Below are 20,623 nucleotides of genomic sequence, written 5' to 3' on the forward strand. Positions count from 1 at the left end.
AGGACAGCCACCTAAGGAATGCGATCCCTATGCACGCGGCACGCCAGGCCGAATGCGCTGAACATGCGCATGGAATCGTGGTTCTCTTCGACCCGCCATTCCGGGTGCCATTGCACCGCCAGCGCAAACGAAGGAGAAACCGCGAAAGAATAAGCTTCGATCAAGCCGTCGTCGGATCGGGCTTCGACATGCAAGCCGGGCGCCAGGCGATCGATGCCCTGCCCGTGCAGCGAATTCACTTGTATTTCGCTAGCTCCATCGAGGATATGCGCCAGCAAACCGCCTTTTTCGAGCTTGACGCGGTGGGCGGCAGCGTACTGCTGCTCCAGCGATTGCGTCTTGTCTTCGCGATGATCGAAGTAGCCAGGCACAGAGTGGATGGCCTGGTGCAGCGTACCGCCCAGCGCCACGTTCACTTCCTGGAAGCCGCGGCAAATCGCCAAGATCGGGATGCCACGCGCCAGCGCGGCACGTATCAAGGGCAACGTGGTCGCGTCGCGCGCGGGGTCCAGCGGCAGCGAGGGATCGAGCGTTTCCTGCCCATACAGGCTTGCCTGCACATTGGAGGCAGCGCCGGTCAGCATGATGCCATTGGCGATGCCAAGCAGGCTTTCAATATCGGTGTTGTCGCCCAGTGGAGGGAGCAACAACGGCTGGCAGCGCGCTCCCACAGCCACCGCATCAACGTATTTGTTGTGAGCGGCGTAGCTGGGATGGGAGCCTTTATTCTGACTGCAGGCGGGGACCAGTACGATGGGGCGGCGCATGTTTAGTTTCTTCGGTAACTATCAGTGTGCAGCTTGATCTTATTCCCAATTTTGGAATGTGGCAACTGTACAGTGTGATACCCGGTATACTGGATTTTTGCTTTGGAGGTGAATCATGCTGACCCTGAAAGATCCCAGCCTTCTGCGCCAACAGTGCTATATCGCTGGCCAATGGTGCGATGCCGACGGGGGCGCAACCATCAACGTCACCAATCCGGCTACCGGAGAAACACTTGGCAGCGTGCCCAAAATGGGCGCAGCCGAAACGCGCCGTGCCATCGCAGCCGCCAATGCCGCATGGCCTGAATGGCGCAAGAAGCCGGCCAAAACGCGCGCGGCCATCCTGCGCAAATGGAGTGACCTGATCCTCGCCAATGCCGACGACCTGGCAGCCCTGATGACAGCGGAGCAAGGCAAACCGCTGGTTGAATCCAAAGGCGAAATTACCTATGCCGCATCGTTCATCGAATGGTTCGGCGAAGAGGCAAAGCGCATCGCCGGCGAAACCCTGGCATCGCCTTGGCCGGACAAGCGCGTTGTGGTCACGCGCGAACCGATCGGCGTCAGCGCAGCAATCACACCGTGGAACTTCCCTTCCGCGATGATTACCCGAAAGGCCGGTCCGGCGTTGGCTGCCGGCTGCCCGATGGTGGTCAAGCCGGCGGAACTCACACCCTTCTCGGCATTGGCCTTGGCCGTGCTGGCGGAGCGTGCCGGCGTGCCTGCCGGCGTGTTCAGCGTGATCACCGGCGCTTCGCGCGAGATCGGCGGCGAGATGACCGCCAACCCTATCGTGCGCAAGCTCAGTTTTACCGGCTCGACTGCCGTCGGCCGGCTATTGATGGAACAGTGCGCGCCAACGATCAAGAAGTTGTCGCTGGAACTAGGCGGCAATGCACCCTTCATCGTGCTCGACGATGCAGACCTGGACGCAGCAGTGGAAGGCGCTATCGCCTCCAAATACCGCAACGCCGGGCAGACTTGCGTGTGTGCGAACCGCATCTATGTACAGGACGGCGTGTACGACTCGTTCGCATCGAAGCTGGTCGAAGCGGTACGCAAACTCCAAGTCGGCAATGGCGCCGATGAAGGCGTGACGCAAGGCCCGCTGATCGAAGAGAAGGCGGTCGTCAAAGTGGAAGAACATATCGCCGATGCACTCGGCAAAGGCGCACGCCTGCTGTTAGGAGGCAGGCGGCACGAGCTTGGCCACAGCTTCTTCCAGCCAACCGTGCTGGCAGATGTTGGTGCCGACATGCTGGTGGCGCGCGAAGAAACCTTCGGCCCCCTGGCGCCGCTGTTCCGCTTCAAGACCGATGACGAAGTGGTGGCGCTGGCCAACGACACGGAGTTCGGCCTGGCGGCCTACTTCTACTCACGCGATATCGGCCGCATCTGGCGCGTGGCGGAAGGACTGGAAAGCGGCATGGTGGGCGTGAACAGCGGCTTGATCTCGACCGAGATCGCGCCGTTCGGTGGCGTCAAGCAATCGGGCCTGGGACGCGAAGGCTCGACGCATGGCATTGACGATTACCTCGTGATCAAATACATCTGCATGGGCGGCATCTAGAAGTATTGCATCACTTGGAAAATGGTTGGCTCATGTAGTGCAGGAGCCGTTGGGACTTTTCGTCCGTTGCGCGAGCATTGTTGGTCACGTTATGCACCGCAGCCGGCCCAATTTTTTTGACCAGCTTGCAATAGTCCTCTGTCTCACGCGGGCAGAACTCTAGACTTAAGAGCTCGGTGGTCCTCTTCACCAACCCCGCCTGTTCAAGCTCGGGCACAAGGTCAATGCGCTGCCGAAGAGCCCGAGCTATTCCACTCTTTATGATTTTTCCAAATGGAAGGTGCGGGTCTCTCACAATTATCCGACACCCGATTCTCGCGGCCTCACGGTCGCCACTCCTGATGTGGCGCGCAATATTCTCGCACGCGTGCGCAATGCGAATACCTGGATGGTCAATCCTTGGTACTTCTTCGTAGAACATCAGCTTCAATTCAAGAAGCGTCTCCAGGTTTTCCAGCGTCTCAACGTATTCCATTGGCGGTGCCGATCAATTTATCATTCGGAAGCTAGGATGACCAATCCAGTGGTGAAGATATTCCGGGGTAACGTAATCCTCATGCTCCGTCTCCAGCCGGCCTTCCATTACCAAGATGCTGTCGTCCGCAAACGACCTGACATAGCCACCCAACGCGATGACACCACCAAGCATCTGTGCCACCCTGGCTACCAGCATTGCCAAGTAGGCTTCCGAAACCAGTCCTCGACACATAGCACAAAATGTGACAACGCCCCCAGGATTCCAGCCCTGAATATCTTGCGCCGCAAGCTCTTCATCGGCCGGTTCGTCACACCAAATGAACGGCTGGCCAGCGATCCAGAATGCCCGTCCTTCGACCGAGGACGCTACCGATTGAATGTAATGTTCAAGCTCTGCGCGTTCGTTCTGTGAAATCGTACGACGCAGTAAAACTCGTGCAGTTGCCCCAGCCATAATCACGCCTCATAGAACTCGTTCATGCTGCACGCCCGACACCGATCGATGAATATCTTGTCACCGAGCGCACTCCCTCTCCCCAACTTTCCTTAACACTCCCAGTCAAGATAGGCTTTAGGTCCGCCATTTCGCAGCGAGTCGAGTGCCATCGTTCACCTGCAAGATGTTATCGATTGCAGCTACTCTGTTGAGCGCAGCCGTTATATCAGGTGTCGCCTTCGCTTAAAGCGGATCCGTCATTGTGCAAGGCAAAGGCTAAGTGGACCGCCATTCGAGTTACTCGTCACTTGCACGTTTTTTCCGTCGATCTGACTTCACTTCTTCATTCAGTGCCTTCAGATCGTGATCAAGTCCATCGCATTGATCGCCCTCACCTGAAGCGACGAGCTTCATCTGAATTGCGTGATTTCTTCCCTTGTAGCGAATGCAGCCAATGTCTTGCACTTCAAAGGCCTCGATCATTTGCTGAACTTCGATTGCGTTCGATGGTTGCTTGCTTACATAACAGTGTCCACCAGACGCGTATGAAAATAGCTCGGGGGCGACAGTTGAGGGCATCCCACATGACGTGCAGCATCCGTCTTCCACGTAGAAGTCGCCGCGCACGTTCTCTGCGAAAGGGACGCGTTCACAAGCTGCTTTCTCGGAGGTCCCACGCATCTGATTTATCCAGCGCTTCATGTCTAGTGTCCAGGTCGCCCATTGAACGAAAGATCAACTTACTTACAACGGAGGGCCTCGGCCGTAACTGCCGCCCCATCAAGTCCACTCGTGCCTGTCGATAAGACGAAAATTGCGTTGCCACCACGGCGAGCAACTTCGTTAACAGCTTTGTTCATCGCATTTGATGCCTTATTCAATCCTAGCTGATGGTCCGTGCTGATGATACCCAACGATTCACAGGACTCTTTCTGACCTGCAGTTACAAGCCGTACCTTCTCAGCGCCATTTTCAAGTTGCGTCGCACATCCAGAAGCAAGTATCGACGAAACTGCACATAGGAAAACTAAAGATTTTTTCATTATGACCATCGTTGATGATGTAAAGGAGAGACTAGATTTTTGAGCATCTGCCCATATTGGAAGTCTTTGCTGTCCACTCTTCCCAATATGTCTTGCTGGCGGTGTAAAGTTCACCGAACGATACATCTTCGCCGGTGTCCAGGTGAATTGATGCGGACTCGTAGATGATGTTGAGGGAACCCATGACACAGTTCACAACCACGCGGTTCCCATCCTTTTCCACACCCACAATTTCGGGCTCCAGCGCTACGATCTCAGCAAAGTCCGTGACCATCGCTGAATCATATTCGCGATATGCCAGTTCGCTGCAATCGGCCAATTCGATTGTGAAGCCAGTGCCTTCGCCCGGAAATTTTTGGCGCAGGTATTGGATAGAGACTTTGACTGAAACAGTTCCTGGAACGTTTCCATATATGGCATCAATCCCGCCATCATGCAGCAGGCCCCAAAACCCAACGTCCATACCCATCCCGGAAAAATTGGCAATATATCATGGAGGTGTGGTCAGAGGTTTGCCAAACCACTTGGATGCGCTGTTGGCGGCAGCCATCTCGCCGCCATTCGAATCGCTGGCCCAGGCAATGACACCGTCGGGGCGCACCAGCAATGCGCTCAGGCCTAATCGGTCCTTCGCGCCGATAGTAACGTAGCGAATGCGGTCACTCCAATTCCTGGCAAGGGACTTGAGCGATTCGCAGGCTTCAAAGTCGAGCAAGATTGAATGCCCGATCCGCAGGAGCTGGTTCAGGCTTGTCCCATCGGTTAGCTCGAAGTCGGGCGCGCTGCGGCCCACCATCGGATGGGCGTCGCCGAGATCGTAGCGGGACTCGATACCCCAGACACGGCCAGCGAAGTACGTGGCGCCGTCAGGCGTCTGAAGCAGGTCGCGAATGATGGATTCAAGCACACGCGAACTTGGACTGGGACGCATCAGTGCCACTTGCGCGCGGGACCAGTCGAGGATCCGTGCGCCTTCGGGATGCCGTTCGCGTTCATAGCTATCGAGCAGGTCGTCGGGAGCGGTGCCGCGTATCGTCGCTGCGAGTTTCCAACCCAGGTTCATTGCGTCGCCTAGACCAAGGTTCAGGCCTTGCCCGCCAAGCGGTGAGTGGATGTGTGCCGCATCGCCAGCCAAAAGCACGCGCCCCTTCTTGTATTCAGTCGCCTGAAAAGCGCGGTCGGTCCAGGTCGTCGCGAGTTCGAGCTCCGTTACCGCGACTTCAGTGCCAGAGATCTTGCGAAGCACCGCCTCGATATGCTCGCGCGTGATGGGATGGCTGCGATGAAATGCACCACCGTCAAAGCCAACCATCCCGATCGTGCCGGGCGCTGCGTAAATGTACATTCCCGTCGCTGTGTAGTGGCGGCCGGGTTTGAGCACGTCAGGATCAGCAAGCCGGACCTGGGCCGAGTAGCCGGTGAACTCGGGATCGGTACCGGTGAAGCCTATTCCTGCCGCCTTACGCACGGTGCTGCGCCCGCCGTCGCAGCCGACAAGCCATTGTCCCCGGAACTCCCGGCCGCCGGCGAAGACGGTTACTCCGAGCTCCAATTGCTTGAGATTCTCAACGCCGCATCCACGCAAAATCTCCACACCTAATGTCTCCGCTCGTGTCGCCAGGACAGCCTCGATACTGGCCATATCTACGGCGACACTGCTCACGGTATCAGGCAGTCGGGGCGACCACTGCGTGCTGTCAATCTGGTCATGGAAAAATTGGATGCCGGCGAAATGGCCTGCTGGACGGCGCGCTTGTTGCATCCAGTGTGCGGCCGCCGGCGAACTACGAGGGACGGCCCGCTCCTCGATTAGGCGTAGCAGGTCGCGACGGTCAAAGCTATCAATGCTCGGTACTGAAAGGCCGCGCAGGCCGAACGGCAGTTCCTTGAGCGGATTGCGAAGATCTTTCGCCTGCTCGAGTACCAGTACTGAGCAGCCCGCGAGCCGCAACTCGCAGGCGAGAAACAACCCTACAGGGCCGGCGCCGGCAATCAAAACGTCATGGGAATTGGTACGGGGAATATGCATGTCAAGGCTCCTTAGTCGATGTTCGACCGGAGCGTTCCCAGACCTGGATTCCGCACGGACGAACAATTGGACGCCAGGTGGCGTCAAATATTCGTCGCGGGGATCTCATGCAAGGGCCAAAGACCAGAGCTTTCGTTACCGAAAGGACTTGGGCTTACCAAACCAAGTCTGCCTTTTCCGACAGGCGGACTATAGCATCGGCGCGAAAAGACGGTCAAGAAACTGAAAGGACTTCGACACGGCCATGCTCGACGATGTGCGCCAAAGCCTCCGCAAATCCAACCGTCCAGATTCCGTCCACAGGTGCAGAGGAAATCTCCGATGCGTAAAAATTGAAGTTCGTCATAGGATTCAGTCAGGAGTGGCTGCAAGGCGCAGGCGAATCCGGCGATCCAGGCCCAGTGCCTTGATGTCGGCGCCGAACGCCTCGTCAATCAACCGGGCTTTGAGGCCCGACGCTTCCGCTTCTCTTAACGCGCGTTCGATGACGGGACGATAGCTGGCGGCCGATGCCGCCAGATAGAAGCTGAAGTCGGCGCGATAATCGACCAACAGGTTCCTCTCCACCTGCAGTTCCGGATGTGAACGAGCCTCTTCCTGCACCTCAATAACGCCGCGCGGCAGGTAGTCGACGTGACGGTTCCCCGCGGCCACCATTGCATAAACTGTCGCCCACGGCGCGGTGTGCTCATACAGCGGGAGGCCTGTCGTCCGCCATACTTTCACGTCGCCCCAGCCGGCGCCGAATCCTGCGATCATCCTGGTACGCTTTAAATCGCTTACCGAGTGGACACGTGCAAAGGCTTCCGCGTCGGATCGGCGAATCAACAACACACGCTGACCGATCAAACCATTTGTCAAGGCGTTACGCACGCGAACGATCCGTCCATTACTATCCTTTTCTTTTGATTGCATGCCGTAGAAAAGGTTGATGTCACCTTTGTCCAGCATCCACCACATGCGGCGGGCGGGAACGTCCTTTGCGAACTGGAGATGGTAAGGCTGATGAATCAACTTCAACGACTCTTCCAGCAAGCGGATGAAGTAAGCAGCATGGCCATCGGACGAAACCGCCATGCGCAACTCGAGCGGTTTGGCATTGGACGAAGGCAGGGTCCCCGGCAGCTGCGGGGTTGCCTCGGCACCGGCAACCACGGGAGACCACGCACATATAGCGCAAGCAAAGAAATGGATGAAGCGCGGTATGAGACGCATCTCGCAGCTCCGGCAAAAGGTTGTGTGCTGTACCTTACCATAGGTAGCAACTCAACCTCGGGCGGGATTACGCGGTTTCCTCTACCCGGATCTCGCTCAGCAGTTTCTTCAGCTCGGGCACGCAGGAGCCGCAGTTGCCGCCGGCTTTCACGCAGGCGGTCACCTGTGCCGGCGTGGTCAGGTTCTGCTCGCGAATGGCTTTGCAAATGGTGTTGCGTCCCACGCCGAAGCAGGAGCAGACTGTTGGGCCGGTGTCGGCGCCGGCGGCGATCGGACGACCGGCCAGCAAGGCGGCGCGGTCGGCCACGTCCAGTTGCGCCTTGTCGAACAGGCTGGCCAGCCATTGGCGCGCCGGCAAATCAGGGCGCGCCGAGATGAAGATGCATTGGGCGATGCGGTCGTCGACCAGGTGCACGGCACGGAATACGCAGGAAGTGCGGTCGGCGTATTCAAGCCAGTCGGCGTCGTCGTCCTTGATGCCGAGCAGTTGGCGCGCCCACGCACCGAAGTCTTCGATGGCATTGCGGCCGGCCAGCTCATAACGCTGGAAGTCTTTCCCTTGCACCTTGGTCCAGTAGGCCAGCGCGTCGAGCCGCAGCGCGTCACGGCTCAAGATGAAACCGTGCCATTTGACAGGGAAGCGGTCAATGGTCACCGGCGTGTGCTTGAATTCCGGCTCGCCGGAAACCGGGTCGACGACAGGATTCACCACGGCGCCAACGCGGGCGTCGGAAGCGGTCTGGTTGTTCCAGTGGATTGGCACGAAGGCGCTGCCGCGTGTGATGCCGCCGCCGTGCTGCACGCGGGCGATCATGCTGCCCCATTGGCTGCTGACGCGCGCCAGCTCGCCCTCCTTCACGCCGCACAGCAGGGCGTCCTGCGGGTGCAGGTCGATGAAGGATTCGGCGATGTGGTCGGCCAGCTTTGGTGCGCGGCCGGTGCGCGTCATGGTGTGCCAATGGTCGCGCACGCGGCCGGTGTTGAGGGTGATCGGGAATTCGCCGTCCGGCAGGTTGGCCGGCGCGCGCGGCACGGTGGCAATGAAACGCGCGCGGCTATCGGCGTGGGAGAAGCGGCCATCCGCGAACGGGCGGGCCGCAGGCGCCGCATCGGCAGTGGCGATTGCCGGCCATTGCGTCGGTTGCAGCGCGTCGTAGGCGGATTCACCCAGCGTGGCGAGAGCACCGATGTTGAAGGCGCGCGGCAGCTCCTCGGCGCTGTTGCGCCATGCGCTCAGGCGGGCGTGTTCGGTGAAGATCTCGGCGGCGCTGGCATAGCCGAAGCCGTCGTAACCCATGCGCAGGGCGAACTGTGACAGGATCAGCCAATCCGCCCTCGCCTCGCCCGGGGCAGGCAGGAAGGCCCGCTGGCGCGAGATGCGGCGCTCGGAGTTGGTGACCGTGCCGTCCTTTTCGCCCCATGCGAGAGCCGGTAGCAGGACGTCGGCGTAAGCGTTGGTGTCGGTGTCGCGCACCACGTCGGATACCACCACCAGTTCGCAGCGTTCGAGCGCGCGACGCACCTGGTCGGCGTTCGGCAGGCTGACGACCGGATTGGTGGCGATCACCCAGACAGCCTTGACGCGTCCTGCCTCGATGGCTTCGAACAAGTCAACTGCCTTCAACCCTGGGCGCGAAGCAATGCCTGGCGATTCCCAGAACGATTGCACCGCGTCGCGGTGTGCGGCGTTGTCCAGGTCCAAGTGCGCCGCCAGCATATTGGCCAGGCCGCCCACCTCGCGGCCGCCCATGGCGTTCGGTTGGCCGGTGATTGAAAACGGGCCCATGCCCTGCTTGCCGATACGGCCGCCGATCAGGTGGCAGTTGATGATGCTGTTCACCTTGTCGGTACCGGCGCTGGACTGGTTGACCCCCATCGAGAAGGCGGTGATCACTTTCGCGGTGGCGGCGAAGGATTCGTAGAACTCCATCAGGTCCTGCAGGTTCAGGCGGCAGGCGCGCGCGACTTCCTCCGGCGCCAGCGTGGCCACGGCCAGCGCGTCTTCCAGGCCGCTGGTGTGGGCGGCAACAAAACCAGGATCGACCGCGCCGATGCGCGACAGGTAGCTGAGCAAGCCATTGAACAGCCACACATCGGTGCCGGGTTTGATCGGCAGGTGCAGGTCGGCCAGTTCGCAGGTGGCGGTTCGGCGCGGGTCGATCACCACGATTTTCATTTCTGGCCGCGCTTCCTTCGCGCGCGACAGGCGCTGGAACAGGATCGGGTGGCACCAGGCAAGGTTGGAGCCGACCAGCACCACCATGTCGGCGTGGTCGATATCGTCGTAGTGGACCGGCACCACGTCCTCGCCGAAAGCACGCTTGTGGCCCGCAACAGCGGACGACATGCAAAGCCGCGAGTTGGTGTCGATATTGGCGCTGCCGATATAGCCCTTCATCAGCTTGTTGGCGACGTAGTAGTCCTCCGTCAGCAGCTGGCCGGAAACGTAGAAGGCCACGGCATCCGGGCCGTGTTCGTCGATGATGGCGCGCCACCTGTCGGCCACGTGGTCCAGCGCCTCGCCCCAGGCCACGCGCTGCAGCGATGCATCGCCGCCACGCTCGCGCATCATCGGAAATAGCAGGCGGCCTTCCATGCCGATCGTTTCGCCCAGCGCGGAACCCTTCACGCACAGGCGCCCCTGGTTGGCGGGATGCGCGGCATCGCCGGCAATATCGAACCCGCCACCTTCACGCGGCGTCGCCGTGACACCGCAACCGACACCACAATAGGCGCACGTCGTCTTAATCATGAATTCACGCAGCCTGCGCGCAGAGCGCCTGCCCAAACAAGAGATGATTGCGCATCGACGAAATGTCGGTGCGGTTCTGGATCAGGTCGAAGTACCACGGACCGTCCTGCACGTCGCCATACAGCACGGCGCCGGTGATGCGGCCGCCGTCCAGCACCAGGCGTTTGTAGACGCCGCGGCGCGGATCGCGCAGCACCAGGTCTTCGCTGCCTTCGCCGCCGATGAAGTCGCCCACAGAGTACAGGTCGACGCCGGTTACCTTGAGGCGGGTCGGCGTCACCTGCTGCACGTAGCGGCGGTGACCGTTGCCTGCCAGGTGGGCGGCGCAGACGCGCGCCTGCTCCCAGATCGGCGCCACCAGGCCGAAGGTGGCGCGGCGGTGCTGCACGCATTCGCCTACGGCGTAGATGCGCGGGTCGAAGCTTTGCAGGGTATCGTCCACCACGATGGCGCGTTCGCAATGCAGGCCGGCGCGGCGGGCCAACTCGATATTCGGGCGCACGCCGGCGGTCATCACTACCAGGTCCGCCGGGATTTCGCTGCCGTCGGCAAAGCGCACGGCTGTTGCGCGGCCGATGCCGACGATTTCGCTGGTCTGGGCTTCCATGCGGAAGACCAGGCCTTTCGCTTCCAGCGCCTTTTGCAGGAGCTGCGCGGCCGGCTTGTCCAATTGCTGGTTCATCAGCGAATCGGTCACGTGCACCACGGTAACGTGCATGCCCTGGCGCTGCAGGCCGTTGGCCGCTTCCAGGCCGAGCAGGCCGCCGCCGATCACCACGGCGTGGCGATGGTTGCGTGCAGCGTCCAGCATCGATTCCACGTCCTGGATATCGCGGAAGGCCAGCACGCCTGGCAGTTCGTGGCCAGGCACAGGAATGATGAAGGGGCGCGAGCCGGTGGCCAGCAGCAGACGGTCATAGCGCACCTCCAGGCCGGAACGCGCGCGCACCAGCCGGCGCTTGCGGTCGATGAACTCGACCGGGTCGCCGGCGTGCAGGGTGATGCGATTCTGCTGGTACCACTCGCGCGTGTTCAGCATGATGTCGTCGACCGTCTTCTCGCCCGCCAACACCGGCGACAGCAGGATGCGGTTGTAGTTGCCGTGCGGTTCGGCGCCGAAGACGGTGATGTCGTACATGTCCGGCGCGAGCTTGAGCAGCTCCTCGACCGTGCGCATGCCGGCCATGCCGTTGCCGACAACCACCAGGGCGGGCTTCATGCCCCAACCCAGACCTTGCCGCCTTCGATGCGTGCCGGCCAGGTAGGCACGGAGTGTTCCGGCGCTTCCAGGCATTCGCCGGTCTGCAGGTCGAAGTGGTGCTTGTAGATCGGCGAGGCGACCACCAGGCGTTCGCCCAGGTTGCCGACCAGGCCGCGCGACAGCACGGACGCTTCGGCATTCGGGTCGTAGTTGCCAATGGCGAAAACACGGCTGTCGTCGCCATCGTTCATGCGGAAGACGGCAACTTGCTGGCCTTGCAGCAGCGCGCAGACGCCGGTGTTGGGGACGATTTCTTCCACGCCGCAAACGGCGGTCCAGGCGGAGGCTTGGGTATCACGGTGCATGGTTTTCTCCTCAGGCGATGGCTTTGATTGGGATCAGCTTGCGTTCTTCCAGGGTGGCCGGGCGGATCTGGCCGCGTTCCTCCATGAAGACCACGTTGCTGTCGGCTTCCGGGCTGTTGACGAAGTGGCGGAAGCGGGCGCGCGTTTCAGGGTTGTTGACGGCTTCTTTCCACTCGCAGGCGTAGCTGTCGACCACGCGCTGCATGTCTTCTTCCATTTCGGCGTTGATGCCCAGCTTGTCCTTGATGACCACGTCCTTCAGGTAATCCAGGCCGCCCTCCAGGTTTTCGCGCCAGGTACTGGTGCGCTGCAGGCGGTCGGCGGTGCGACTGTAGAACATCAGGAAGCGGTCGATGTAGGCCACCAGGGTTGCCTTGTCCAGGTCGGAGGCCAGCAGCTCGGCGTGGCGTGGCTTCATGCCGCCGTTGCCGCACACGTACAGGTTCCAGCCCTTCTCCGTGGCGATAATGCCGACGTCCTTGCCCTGCGCTTCGGCGCATTCGCGGGTGCAGCCGGACACGCCGAACTTGATCTTGTGCGGGGTGCGCAGGCCCTTGTAGCGGTTCTCCAGTTCGATGGCCAGGCCGACCGAATCGTCCACGCCGTAGCGGCACCAGGTGGAGCCGACGCAGGACTTTACGGTGCGCAGCGACTTGCCGTAGGCGTGGCCGGTCTCGAAGCCGGCGGCGATCAGCTCTTCCCAGATCGCCGGCAGCTGCTCGACGCGGGCGCCAAACAGGTCGACACGCTGGCCGCCGGTGATCTTGGTGTACAGGCCGTACTTCTTGGCGACCTGTCCGACCGCGATCAGCCCTTCCGGCGTTACTTCGCCGCCCGGCATGCGCGGCACCACCGAATAGGTGCCGTCCTTCTGGATATTACCCAGGAAGTAGTCGTTCGAATCCTGCAGGCTGGCGTGTTCCTTCTTCAGCACGAAGTCGTTCCAGCAGGTGGCGAAAATGCTTGCCGCCAGCGGCTTGCAGACGTCGCAACCAAGGCCCTTGCCGTGGCGCTCCAGCAGGTCTTCGAAGGACTTGACCTGGCCAACGCGAATCAGGTGGAACAGCTCCTGGCGCGAATGCGGGAAGTGTTCGCAGACGTGATTGTTCACGTCCATGCCCAGCTTCTTCATTTCCGCTTTCATGATCTGCGTTACCAGCGGCACGCAGCCACCGCAGGAAGTGCCGGCGCCGCAGCATTTCTTGATGGCGCCGATGCTGGTGGCGCCGCCGGCGACGGCGTCGCAGATGACGCCTTTCGACACGTCGTTGCAGGAGCAGATCTGGGCGCCGGCCGGCAAGGCGTCCACGCCCAGCCCTGGCTTGGCTGCGCCATCGGATTGCGGCAGGATCAGGAATTCCGGCGCTTCCGGCAGCTCGATCCTGTTCAGCATCATTTGCAGCAAGGTGCCGTATTCGCCGGCATCGCCCACCATTACGCCGCCCAGCAGGAACTTGCCGCAGTCGGAAACCACGATCTTCTTGTACACCTGCTTGCGCTCGTCGGTGAACTGGTAGCTGCGTGCACCTTCGGCCTTGGCGTGCGGGTCGCCGATGCTGGCCACGTCCACGCCCATCAGCTTCAGCTTGGTGCTCATGTCGGCGCCGGTGAATTCGGCGGCGGCGTCGCCGCTGATGTGGCGCGCGGTAACGCGGGCCATGTCGTAGCCGGGCGCCACCAGGCCGAATACCTGGCCGTTCCACAGCGCGCATTCGCCGATCGCGTAAACGTCGGGATCGCTGGTCTGGCATTGATTGTTGATCGCGATGCCGCCGCGTGCGCCGACTTCCAGGCCGCATTCGCGGGCCAGGTAGTCGCGTGGGCGGATGCCGGCGGAAAACACGATCATGTCGGTTTCCAGCCAAGTGCCGTCGGCGAACTGCATGCGATGGGTTGCGCTTTCGCCGGCCACAATGGCGGTGGTGTTCTTGCCGGTATGGACGGTGACGCCCAGCTCCTCGATCTTCTGGCGCAGCACGCGGCCGCCGCCGTCGTCAACCTGCACCGCCATCAGGCGCGGTGCGAATTCGACCACGTGGGTTTCCAGGCCCAGGTCCTTCAACGCCTTGGCGCATTCCAGGCCGAGCAGGCCGCCGCCGATCACCACCCCGGTTTTCGAACGTGCGCCGCACTCCTGCATGGCCTCCAGGTCTTCGATGGTGCGGTAGACAAAGCAGTCCTTGCGGTCCTTGCCGTCAATCTGCGGCACGAAGGGGAAGGAGCCGGTGGCGATCACCAGCTTGTCATAAGGGAGCACCTCGCCGCTGTTGGTGGTGACGGTGTGCGCGGCACGGTCGATGGCCACGGCACGACCGTTCAGCTTGAGCACCATGTCGTCGCGCTCGAAGAAGCCTTTCTCCACCAGCGACAGTTCCTCGGCGCTCTTGCCGCTGAAGAACTCCGACAGGTGCACGCGGTCGTAGGCCGGGCGCGCTTCTTCGCACAGGATGGTGACCTGGGCGCTGCCCGCCGGCAGGGATTTCAGGAACTGGTGGCCAACCATGCCGTGGCCGATGACGACGATCTTCTTCATGCTGCTGCTCCTGCAATTGCATTTTCTTTGACGGTGGATTCGCTGAAACGTGCGCCCAGTGCGCACACGGCGGAGACGGCGACGAACACACCGAGGATCCACAAGGTTTGCTGGGTATTGCCGATGCCTTTCAGCAGGAAGCCTGCCGCCACGGCGCCGACATTGCCGCCGGCGCCGATGATGCCGGCCACCCCACCCAGTGCGCGCTTGTCGACGAATGGCACCAGCGCATAAGTCGCGCCGCAGGCCATGTGGGTAAACAGGCCGAACACCAGCATGGCGATCACGGCGAGGGTCACACTGTCCGCCTTGGCAAAGAACATCAGGCCGATGCCTTCGCCGATCATCATGGCGAACAGCAGGGTGACGCGGCTATTCAGGCTGCCGTGTGCAGCAGCTTTGTCCGAGACGTAGCCGCCCAGGGCGCGGGCAAACAGCGCCAGCAGCCCGAAGCTGCCTGCCGCCAGGCCGGCCTGCGGCAGCGTGAGCTTGAAGGTATCGACGTAGTAGATGGCGGCGATGTTGTGGATGAAGATCTCCACGCCGAAGCAGGCGCCGTAGGTCACGAACAGCAGCCACACGCGGTAGTTGGCAGCGGCCAGCTTGAAGCTCGACCAGCCGCCCTTCTTGCCGCCCTCCAGTTCGATACCGGCGGCGCGCAGGTCGGCGTAGTTACCGTCCGGGCAGTCCTGGGTGTAGCGGTAGTAGACGAAGGCCATGACCAGCATCAGCACGCCCGGCACCACCAGGGCGGCGCGCCAGCCCATGGTTTCGCTCACGCCCAGCATGACCATGGCGGCCATGATCATCGGCATGGTGGACTGCACCACGCCGCCACCCGCGTTGCCCCAGCCCGCGGCAGCCGCGTTGGCGGTGCCGACCACGTTCGGCGCGAACATGACCGAGGTGTGGTACTGGGTGATCACGAAACTGGCGCCGACCGCGCCAATCAGCAGGCGGAAGAACAGGAAACTTTCATAAGTCTGCGCCGCGGCTACGCCCAGTACCGGGATGGCGCCCAGGAGCAGCAGGCCGGTGTAGGCCTTGCGCGGGCCGTAGCGGTCGCACAGCGGGCCAATGACCAGGCGCACGATGATGGTGATGGCTACCGCGGCGATATTGATGTTGGCGATCTGTGCCGGGGTCAGGCCGAATTCGCCTTTAATCACCGGCATCAATGGCGCGCAGGCGAACCACGCGAAGAAGCAGACGAAGAAGGCCATCCAGGTCAGATGGAAGGCACGCATCTGCGGCGTGGAGAACGAAAACAGTTTGATGCTGGTCGCTTTGCTTGCCATGGTTTGATCCCTGAAAACAAAAAGGCGTCCGTGCAGCGCCCGCCATCGGTGGCGGTGCTGCACGGACGCCGTTGTCCGGTTAGCCGATCCTCCGTTAGACCAGCGCTTTACCTATGCTCTGCAAGACCTGTGCCAGCCGCTTTGCAGGGGAAAACGACGCCTGCCAGGGGATTTTCGCCATCTGGCGGTGCACCGCGCCCAACTATGGTGCACCGCCAGATGGCGTTGGCTACAGGTGGATGTCGAAAGAGGCGGCGTAGCGCTCGGGATCGCGGCCGTCCCAGGCGATGCCGTCCATCAGCACGGAGCTGCGCAAGGGGTTGGCCGGAATGGCGGTCTCGGTGAGTTCCGCCGCCTCTTTATAGAGGGCGACCTGCTGCACCTTGAGCGCCACGCCAAGGTAGTCGGGCGAAGCCTTGAGCAAGCCCCAGCGCTTTTGCTGGGTCATGAACCACATCCCGTCCGACAGGTAGGGGAAGTTGGCGGCGCCCTCCTGATGGAAGCGCATGCTGTGCGCATCCTCCCAGTTGCGGCCCATGCCGTCTTCATAGCGGCCAAGGATGCGCTGCCAGATCACGTCCTTGCCGGTATTGACGTATTGGACCGCGGAGATGATCTCGGCCATCGCCATGCGGTTGGCCGCGCTGGCATCGATCCAGCGGCTGGCCTCCAGCACGGCAGCGACCAGTGCGCGCGCAGTATTCGGGTTGCGGCGCGCGAAGTCGGCGGTCGTAGCCAACACTTTTTCCGGATGGTCGGGCCAGATCTGCTGGCTGGTGGCAATGGTGACGCCGACGCCGTCCATCACGGCGCGGTGGTTCCACGGCTCGCCGGCACAGAAGCCGTCCATATGGCCGGCCGCCAGGTTGGTCGCCATTTGCGATGGCGGCACCGTGATGACGCGCGCCTCGCGCAGCGGATGCACGCCGTGCGCAGCCAGCCAGTAATACAACCACATGGCATGGGTGCCGGTCGGGAAGGTCTGGGCCCAGCGTAGTTCGCGTTCATGTGAAAGGGCGGCAACGGCGGCGCCATCGCGCACGCCGTCCTCCACCAGGCGGCGCGACAGCGTGATGGCCTGCCCGTTGCGGTTCAAATTCATCAAGACTGCCAAATCGCGCCGTACCGAACCGACGCCGAGATGGGTTGCATAGACAAGCCCATACAGTGCGTGGGCGGCATCGAGTTCACCGGTCAGCAGCTTGTCGCGCACGCCGGCCCACGACGTCTCCTTGCTCAAGACGATGCGGATGCCGTGCTTGCGATCCAGCCCGAGCACGGATGCCATCACCAGCGACGCGCAATCGGTCAGCGGGTTGAAACCAATCCTGACGATGTCTTTTTCAATCTGCATGCTTCACTCCTGCCCGGGACGCACCACGACGGTGCATCATCCGAGCAAATCCTCTGCGTCCAGGATGCGCTGCGCCAATTCGGCCAGCTTCAGGTTCTTGTTCATGGCCATGCTGCGCAACTTCTGGAAAGCCTGCTCTTCGGTCAGTCCCTGGCGCGCCATCAGGATGCCTTTGGCGCGGTCCAGCAGCTTGCGCTCGGCCAGTTTGAGGCGGGTGCCTTCCAGCTCGTCCAGCAGCTTCTGTTCGCGCTTGAAGCGCACCAGCGCAACGTCCAGCACGGGCTTGATGCGCTCGGGCTGCAAACCCGCCACCACATAGGCGGAAACCCCCGCCGCCATTGCCGCTTCCATGGAATCGGCCTTGTCGTCTTCGGTGAACATGACGATGGGACGGCGCTCGTCGCGGGTGGCAATGACGATGTGTTCGAGCACGTCGCGCGCGTCCGATTCAGCGTCCACGATGATCATGTCGGGCTGCAGGCGGGCGATGTGTTCGGGCAGGTGGAAATCGGCCGGCAGCGAGGCGACCAGGTCGTACCCGGCCTCCGCCAAGCCGGAATGCAAGGCGTGCGCTCGTGCCTCACTTTCGTGCGGCGGGTGGATCAAAACGATGCGTAGATTGCGGCTCATGCCTCCTATGTTGCAAGAACCGCGCCAGCCTCACATCAACGATACCGGCATCAAGCTGTGTTGATCCCAGAATAACAGGTCGCCCGGCAGCCATTCATGCTGGTACAGGTGCTGGGAGCGGGTCGCGTGGGCATGCAATTCCTGCAGCAATTGCGCGCTTTCGGCAGCGCTGGCCCCGACCACGCGCGCGGTTTCCGGGTTGGCCACCAGGATGGCGCGGCGGCCGGTTTCAGGATGCAGGCGCACCAGTGGCAGCGCGCAGGCGGCGCCTTCCTGCGTTGCGCGCGCGTTGTGGACCATGCGCCGCAAGCCCAGTGGTAGGGTGTCATAAGCCATCTGCAGGTTGGCGAACAAGGCCACCTCGCCGGTGGGAGCGAGGGCTTGGGCGGCAAGTCGGTTTCCGGCCTCCCGCTGCAGGCGCGCTGTGATGCGCTGGCCACGGAAAACCAGCAGGTGATGGTCGCGCAGGGCCGATCGCAGGCGGACGGTGTTGTTGTCGTCCTGCTCCTGCCCGAGGTTATAGCCGATGATTTCCGCGCCAAGCGGCGCGTCAAGGATGCGGATGTCGAAATGCTGCCAGTTCATTCGAGCAGTCTACGCGCCGCAGTTTGCGTTGGAAACGAATGGTTTTTGATATTAATATGCGCTTTTCGCAAAGCACAGGATCTGCATGAACACCACTACCTCCAGATTCCATCTCGCCCTGGCCGGCTTCGTACTGGCCGTGCTGGCATGGTCCGGCATCGCCCCCTATGACCGCACCACCTGGTGGATGGAGGTGGCGCCCGCGCTGATTGCGCTGCCGTTGATGGCGGCGACTTACCGCAGCTATCGCCTGACCGACCTGCTGTATGCATTGATCGCGGTGCATTGCGTGATCCTGATAGTGGGCGGCGCCTACACCTACGCGCGCGTGCCTTTCGGCTTCGACCTGCAACACTGGTTCGGCCTGTCGCGTAATCCTTACGACAAGATCGGGCATTTCGCGCAGGGCTTCGTGCCGGCCATGGTGGCGCGCGAGGTCCTGCTGCGCGGCCGCTATCTCCCAACCGGCAAGATGCTGGCCTTTATCGTGCTCTCCATCGTGCTGGCGATCAGCGCGACGTATGAGCTGATCGAATGGGGTGCGGCCGTGGCCCTGGGCCAGGGCGCGGACGAATTCCTCGGTACCCAGGGCGACCCGTGGGATACCCAGTCCGACATGTTCATGGCCCTGATCGGCGGCGTCACAGCCTTGCTGACCCTGTCCCGCCTGCACGACCGCCAACTGGCCGCACGCTAGGATGCTTGGCTCGATCATCCCGGTCTTCCTGCTGATCATGCTGGGCGTGGCGATCCGCCAGTCCCGCTGGATGCCGGATGACTTTTTCCCTTCGGTGGAGAAGTTCTCGTATTTCATCGCCTTCCCGGCCTTGCTGTTCACCGGGATTGCGCGGCTCGACTTCCATGGCCGCATGGTGGGAGAACTGGCGCTGGCGACGCTGCTGCCGACCTTTATCGTGGTCGGCCTCGCCCTGCTGGTATTACTGTGCTGGCGCGGGCTACCCGACCCAAGCCGCTCCTCGGTCGTGCAGGGTGCGATGCGGCCGAACAGCTATTTCGGGATCGCCGTGTCGGCATTGTTCTTCCCGCCGCAGACGGCAGCGCTGGTGATGTTGGCACTGGCCCTATGCCTGCCGGTGGTCAACGTGGTTTCGATCCTGGCGTTGTCGTGGTGGAGCGGTAACAAGGCGGACGTGGGCAAGGTGGCGAAAACGCTGGCGACCAATCCCATCATCCTGGCCACGTTGACGGGGATGATGTTCAGCCTTGGCGGGCTGGCGCTGCCGGCGCCGTTGATGAACACCCTCGACATCATCGGTAAATCGGCGCTGGCACTCGGCCTGATCAGCGTTGGCAGCGGCCTGGTTTTCTCGCTGGAGGGCTTACGGCCGGCGGCGCTGGCCTTTACCTCCATGCTCAAGCTGATTGTGCTGCCGTTTGTAGCTTTCCACGTGTGCGCGATGTTCGGCGTGTCAGAGCCCGTAACGCTGGCGGCCTGCTTCTACTGCGCGCTGCCCACGGCCCCCAACGCCTACATCATGGCGCGCCAACTCGGCGGCGATGCGCGCCTGATGGCATCCTTGATTACGCTGCAAACGCTGCTGGCGGCGGTAACGATTCCCATCAGCCGTATGCTTACTTGATGCGGAACGGATCGGCTGCACTATAACGGCAGTCTTGCGGCAGCAGCGAACGCGGGACTTCGCCATGCATGCAGCGCCAGTTGACGTAGCCCTCCTTGTCGACGCTTGGCGCCAGATAGAATGTCGCCCCGGCGACCGGTGGCCCGTCCAGTGTAATCTCCAGCTGCGCGCTGCCCTGGTTCAATTCAATGCTGCGCACGCCGGCTGGAAGCGGCTCCGTGACGCCGGCGTCGGCCAGGCTGGTTGGCAAGCGACGATTATTGACGACAAAAGCGCCGACATGGGATGCCACGCGCTTGGCGTGCATATAGACCATGAAGTTGGCTTTGCGCGAAACGTGATCTGAATACGCGGGAATTGCCACAGCCGCCGCAATACCCAGGAGCGGTATGATCATCAGGCAGAGGCCCCAAATGCTCCAGCGGCGCTGCACACGGTTGAAATGCTCCACACTGTCCCAACGCTTGTTCTGCCAGGCCCATTCACGTCCTTTCACCCCGAGGACAATTGCGATGATCAATCCCACGTAAGGAATCAATGCCATCAGCCCGAACCAGGTGCGATTGCCGATGGCCCAGATCCAGTTCAGGGTAAATGCTCCCCACGACCATCCAGGCACTTCCGCCGGCACCGGATACATATTGCCAAGCCCAGAACTGTTTCCATTGGCGAGCGCTTCGAAATGCGCTTGCGGCGCAGCGTAGACATTCGCTACTTCATCCGACATTTATGTCACTCGTGTGTTCTCAAAAAACACCACAATACCA

General features: G+C 61.6%; 19 protein-coding genes. 3 read left to right on the forward strand and 16 right to left on the reverse strand.

Features of this window, described 5'->3' with window-relative positions:
- Positions 1 to 11: 11 nt before the first annotated feature.
- A complete protein-coding gene (locus BM269_RS17675) occupies positions 12 to 767 on the reverse strand; it encodes a gamma-glutamyl-gamma-aminobutyrate hydrolase family protein (RefSeq protein ID WP_090439643.1) in 756 nt (251 codons plus the stop codon).
- Positions 768 to 882: 115 nt separating this feature from the next.
- On the opposite strand from BM269_RS17675, the gene gabD reads away from it, so the two are divergent.
- Entirely contained in the window at positions 883 to 2,337 is a 1,455-nt protein-coding gene (gabD, locus tag BM269_RS17680; RefSeq protein ID WP_090439646.1) for an NADP-dependent succinate-semialdehyde dehydrogenase, read from the forward strand.
- Positions 2,338 to 2,347: 10 nt separating this feature from the next.
- On the opposite strand, the gene BM269_RS17685 is transcribed toward gabD, so the two are convergent.
- From BM269_RS17685 to BM269_RS17750, 14 genes are all read right to left on the reverse strand, one after another.
- A complete protein-coding gene (locus tag BM269_RS17685) occupies positions 2,348 to 2,812 on the reverse strand; it encodes a hypothetical protein (protein WP_090439651.1) in 465 nt (154 codons plus the stop codon).
- A gap of 12 nt (positions 2,813 to 2,824) precedes the next feature.
- Positions 2,825 to 3,268 (reverse strand): DUF6368 family protein, encoded by a 444-nt coding sequence (locus BM269_RS29120; RefSeq protein WP_139232778.1) that lies wholly within the window; start codon positions 3,266 to 3,268, stop codon positions 2,825 to 2,827.
- Positions 3,269 to 3,547: 279 nt separating this feature from the next.
- Positions 3,548 to 3,952, reverse strand: a complete 405-nt coding sequence (locus tag BM269_RS17695) for a ferredoxin (protein ID WP_090439657.1) — start codon at positions 3,950 to 3,952, stop codon at positions 3,548 to 3,550.
- A 372-nt stretch (positions 3,953 to 4,324) separates the two neighbouring features.
- Complete coding sequence (locus BM269_RS17700) at positions 4,325 to 4,756, reverse strand: hypothetical protein (protein WP_139232779.1); 432 nt, start codon at positions 4,754 to 4,756, stop codon at positions 4,325 to 4,327.
- A gap of 27 nt (positions 4,757 to 4,783) precedes the next feature.
- Entirely contained in the window at positions 4,784 to 6,322 is a 1,539-nt protein-coding gene (locus tag BM269_RS17705) for an FAD-dependent monooxygenase (RefSeq protein ID WP_090439663.1), read from the reverse strand.
- 351 nt (positions 6,323 to 6,673) lie between these two features.
- Positions 6,674 to 7,537 (reverse strand): hypothetical protein, encoded by an 864-nt coding sequence (locus BM269_RS17710; RefSeq protein ID WP_090439666.1) that lies wholly within the window; start codon positions 7,535 to 7,537, stop codon positions 6,674 to 6,676.
- A gap of 67 nt (positions 7,538 to 7,604) precedes the next feature.
- Entirely contained in the window at positions 7,605 to 10,289 is a 2,685-nt protein-coding gene (locus BM269_RS17715) for a nitrate reductase (RefSeq protein ID WP_090440224.1), read from the reverse strand.
- Positions 10,290 to 10,293: 4 nt separating this feature from the next.
- Positions 10,294 to 11,508, reverse strand: coding sequence for an NAD(P)/FAD-dependent oxidoreductase (locus tag BM269_RS17720; RefSeq protein ID WP_170860410.1), 1,215 nt, complete (start codon positions 11,506 to 11,508; stop codon positions 10,294 to 10,296).
- On the reverse strand, positions 11,505 to 11,855 hold the full coding sequence (nirD, locus tag BM269_RS17725; protein ID WP_090439672.1) for a nitrite reductase small subunit NirD: 351 nt from the start codon (positions 11,853 to 11,855) through the stop codon (positions 11,505 to 11,507). Before nirD ends, BM269_RS17720 begins: the two co-directional genes overlap by 4 nt.
- Before the next feature lie 10 nt (positions 11,856 to 11,865).
- Positions 11,866 to 14,388, reverse strand: coding sequence for a nitrite reductase large subunit NirB (gene nirB, locus BM269_RS17730; RefSeq protein ID WP_090439675.1), 2,523 nt, complete (start codon positions 14,386 to 14,388; stop codon positions 11,866 to 11,868).
- Positions 14,385 to 15,686: an MFS transporter gene (locus BM269_RS17735; protein WP_090439678.1), complete on the reverse strand. Its 1,302-nt coding sequence runs from the start codon at positions 15,684 to 15,686 to the stop codon at positions 14,385 to 14,387. The genes nirB and BM269_RS17735 overlap by 4 nt, the downstream gene beginning before the upstream one ends.
- Positions 15,687 to 15,915: 229 nt before the next feature.
- A complete protein-coding gene (locus BM269_RS17740; protein ID WP_090439681.1) occupies positions 15,916 to 17,040 on the reverse strand; it encodes a CmpA/NrtA family ABC transporter substrate-binding protein in 1,125 nt (374 codons plus the stop codon).
- Between the two features lie 36 nt (positions 17,041 to 17,076).
- On the reverse strand, positions 17,077 to 17,670 hold the full coding sequence (locus BM269_RS17745) for an ANTAR domain-containing response regulator (RefSeq protein WP_090439685.1): 594 nt from the start codon (positions 17,668 to 17,670) through the stop codon (positions 17,077 to 17,079).
- A gap of 30 nt (positions 17,671 to 17,700) precedes the next feature.
- A complete protein-coding gene (locus tag BM269_RS17750; RefSeq protein WP_090439688.1) occupies positions 17,701 to 18,255 on the reverse strand; it encodes a TauD/TfdA dioxygenase family protein in 555 nt (184 codons plus the stop codon).
- A gap of 85 nt (positions 18,256 to 18,340) precedes the next feature.
- Between BM269_RS17750 and BM269_RS17755 the strand changes: the two genes are divergently transcribed.
- Both BM269_RS17755 and BM269_RS17760 read left to right on the forward strand, forming a co-directional pair.
- A complete protein-coding gene (locus BM269_RS17755) occupies positions 18,341 to 18,952 on the forward strand; it encodes a DUF2238 domain-containing protein (protein WP_090439691.1) in 612 nt (203 codons plus the stop codon).
- 1 nt (position 18,953) lies between these two features.
- The gene (locus tag BM269_RS17760) at positions 18,954 to 19,856 is read left to right on the forward strand and encodes an AEC family transporter (protein WP_090439694.1); all 903 of its coding nucleotides are present in this window, start codon (positions 18,954 to 18,956) and stop codon (positions 19,854 to 19,856) included.
- On the opposite strand, the gene BM269_RS29680 is transcribed toward BM269_RS17760, so the two are convergent.
- The gene (locus BM269_RS29680) at positions 19,849 to 20,583 is read right to left on the reverse strand and encodes a pilin (RefSeq protein ID WP_211482716.1); all 735 of its coding nucleotides are present in this window, start codon (positions 20,581 to 20,583) and stop codon (positions 19,849 to 19,851) included. The two genes, BM269_RS17760 and BM269_RS29680, sit on opposite strands and share 8 nt — an antisense overlap.
- Positions 20,584 to 20,623: the final 40 nt, after the last annotated feature.

This window comes from Duganella sp. CF458, from assembly GCF_900113115.1.
Lineage (GTDB): Bacteria > Pseudomonadota > Gammaproteobacteria > Burkholderiales > Burkholderiaceae_D > Rugamonas.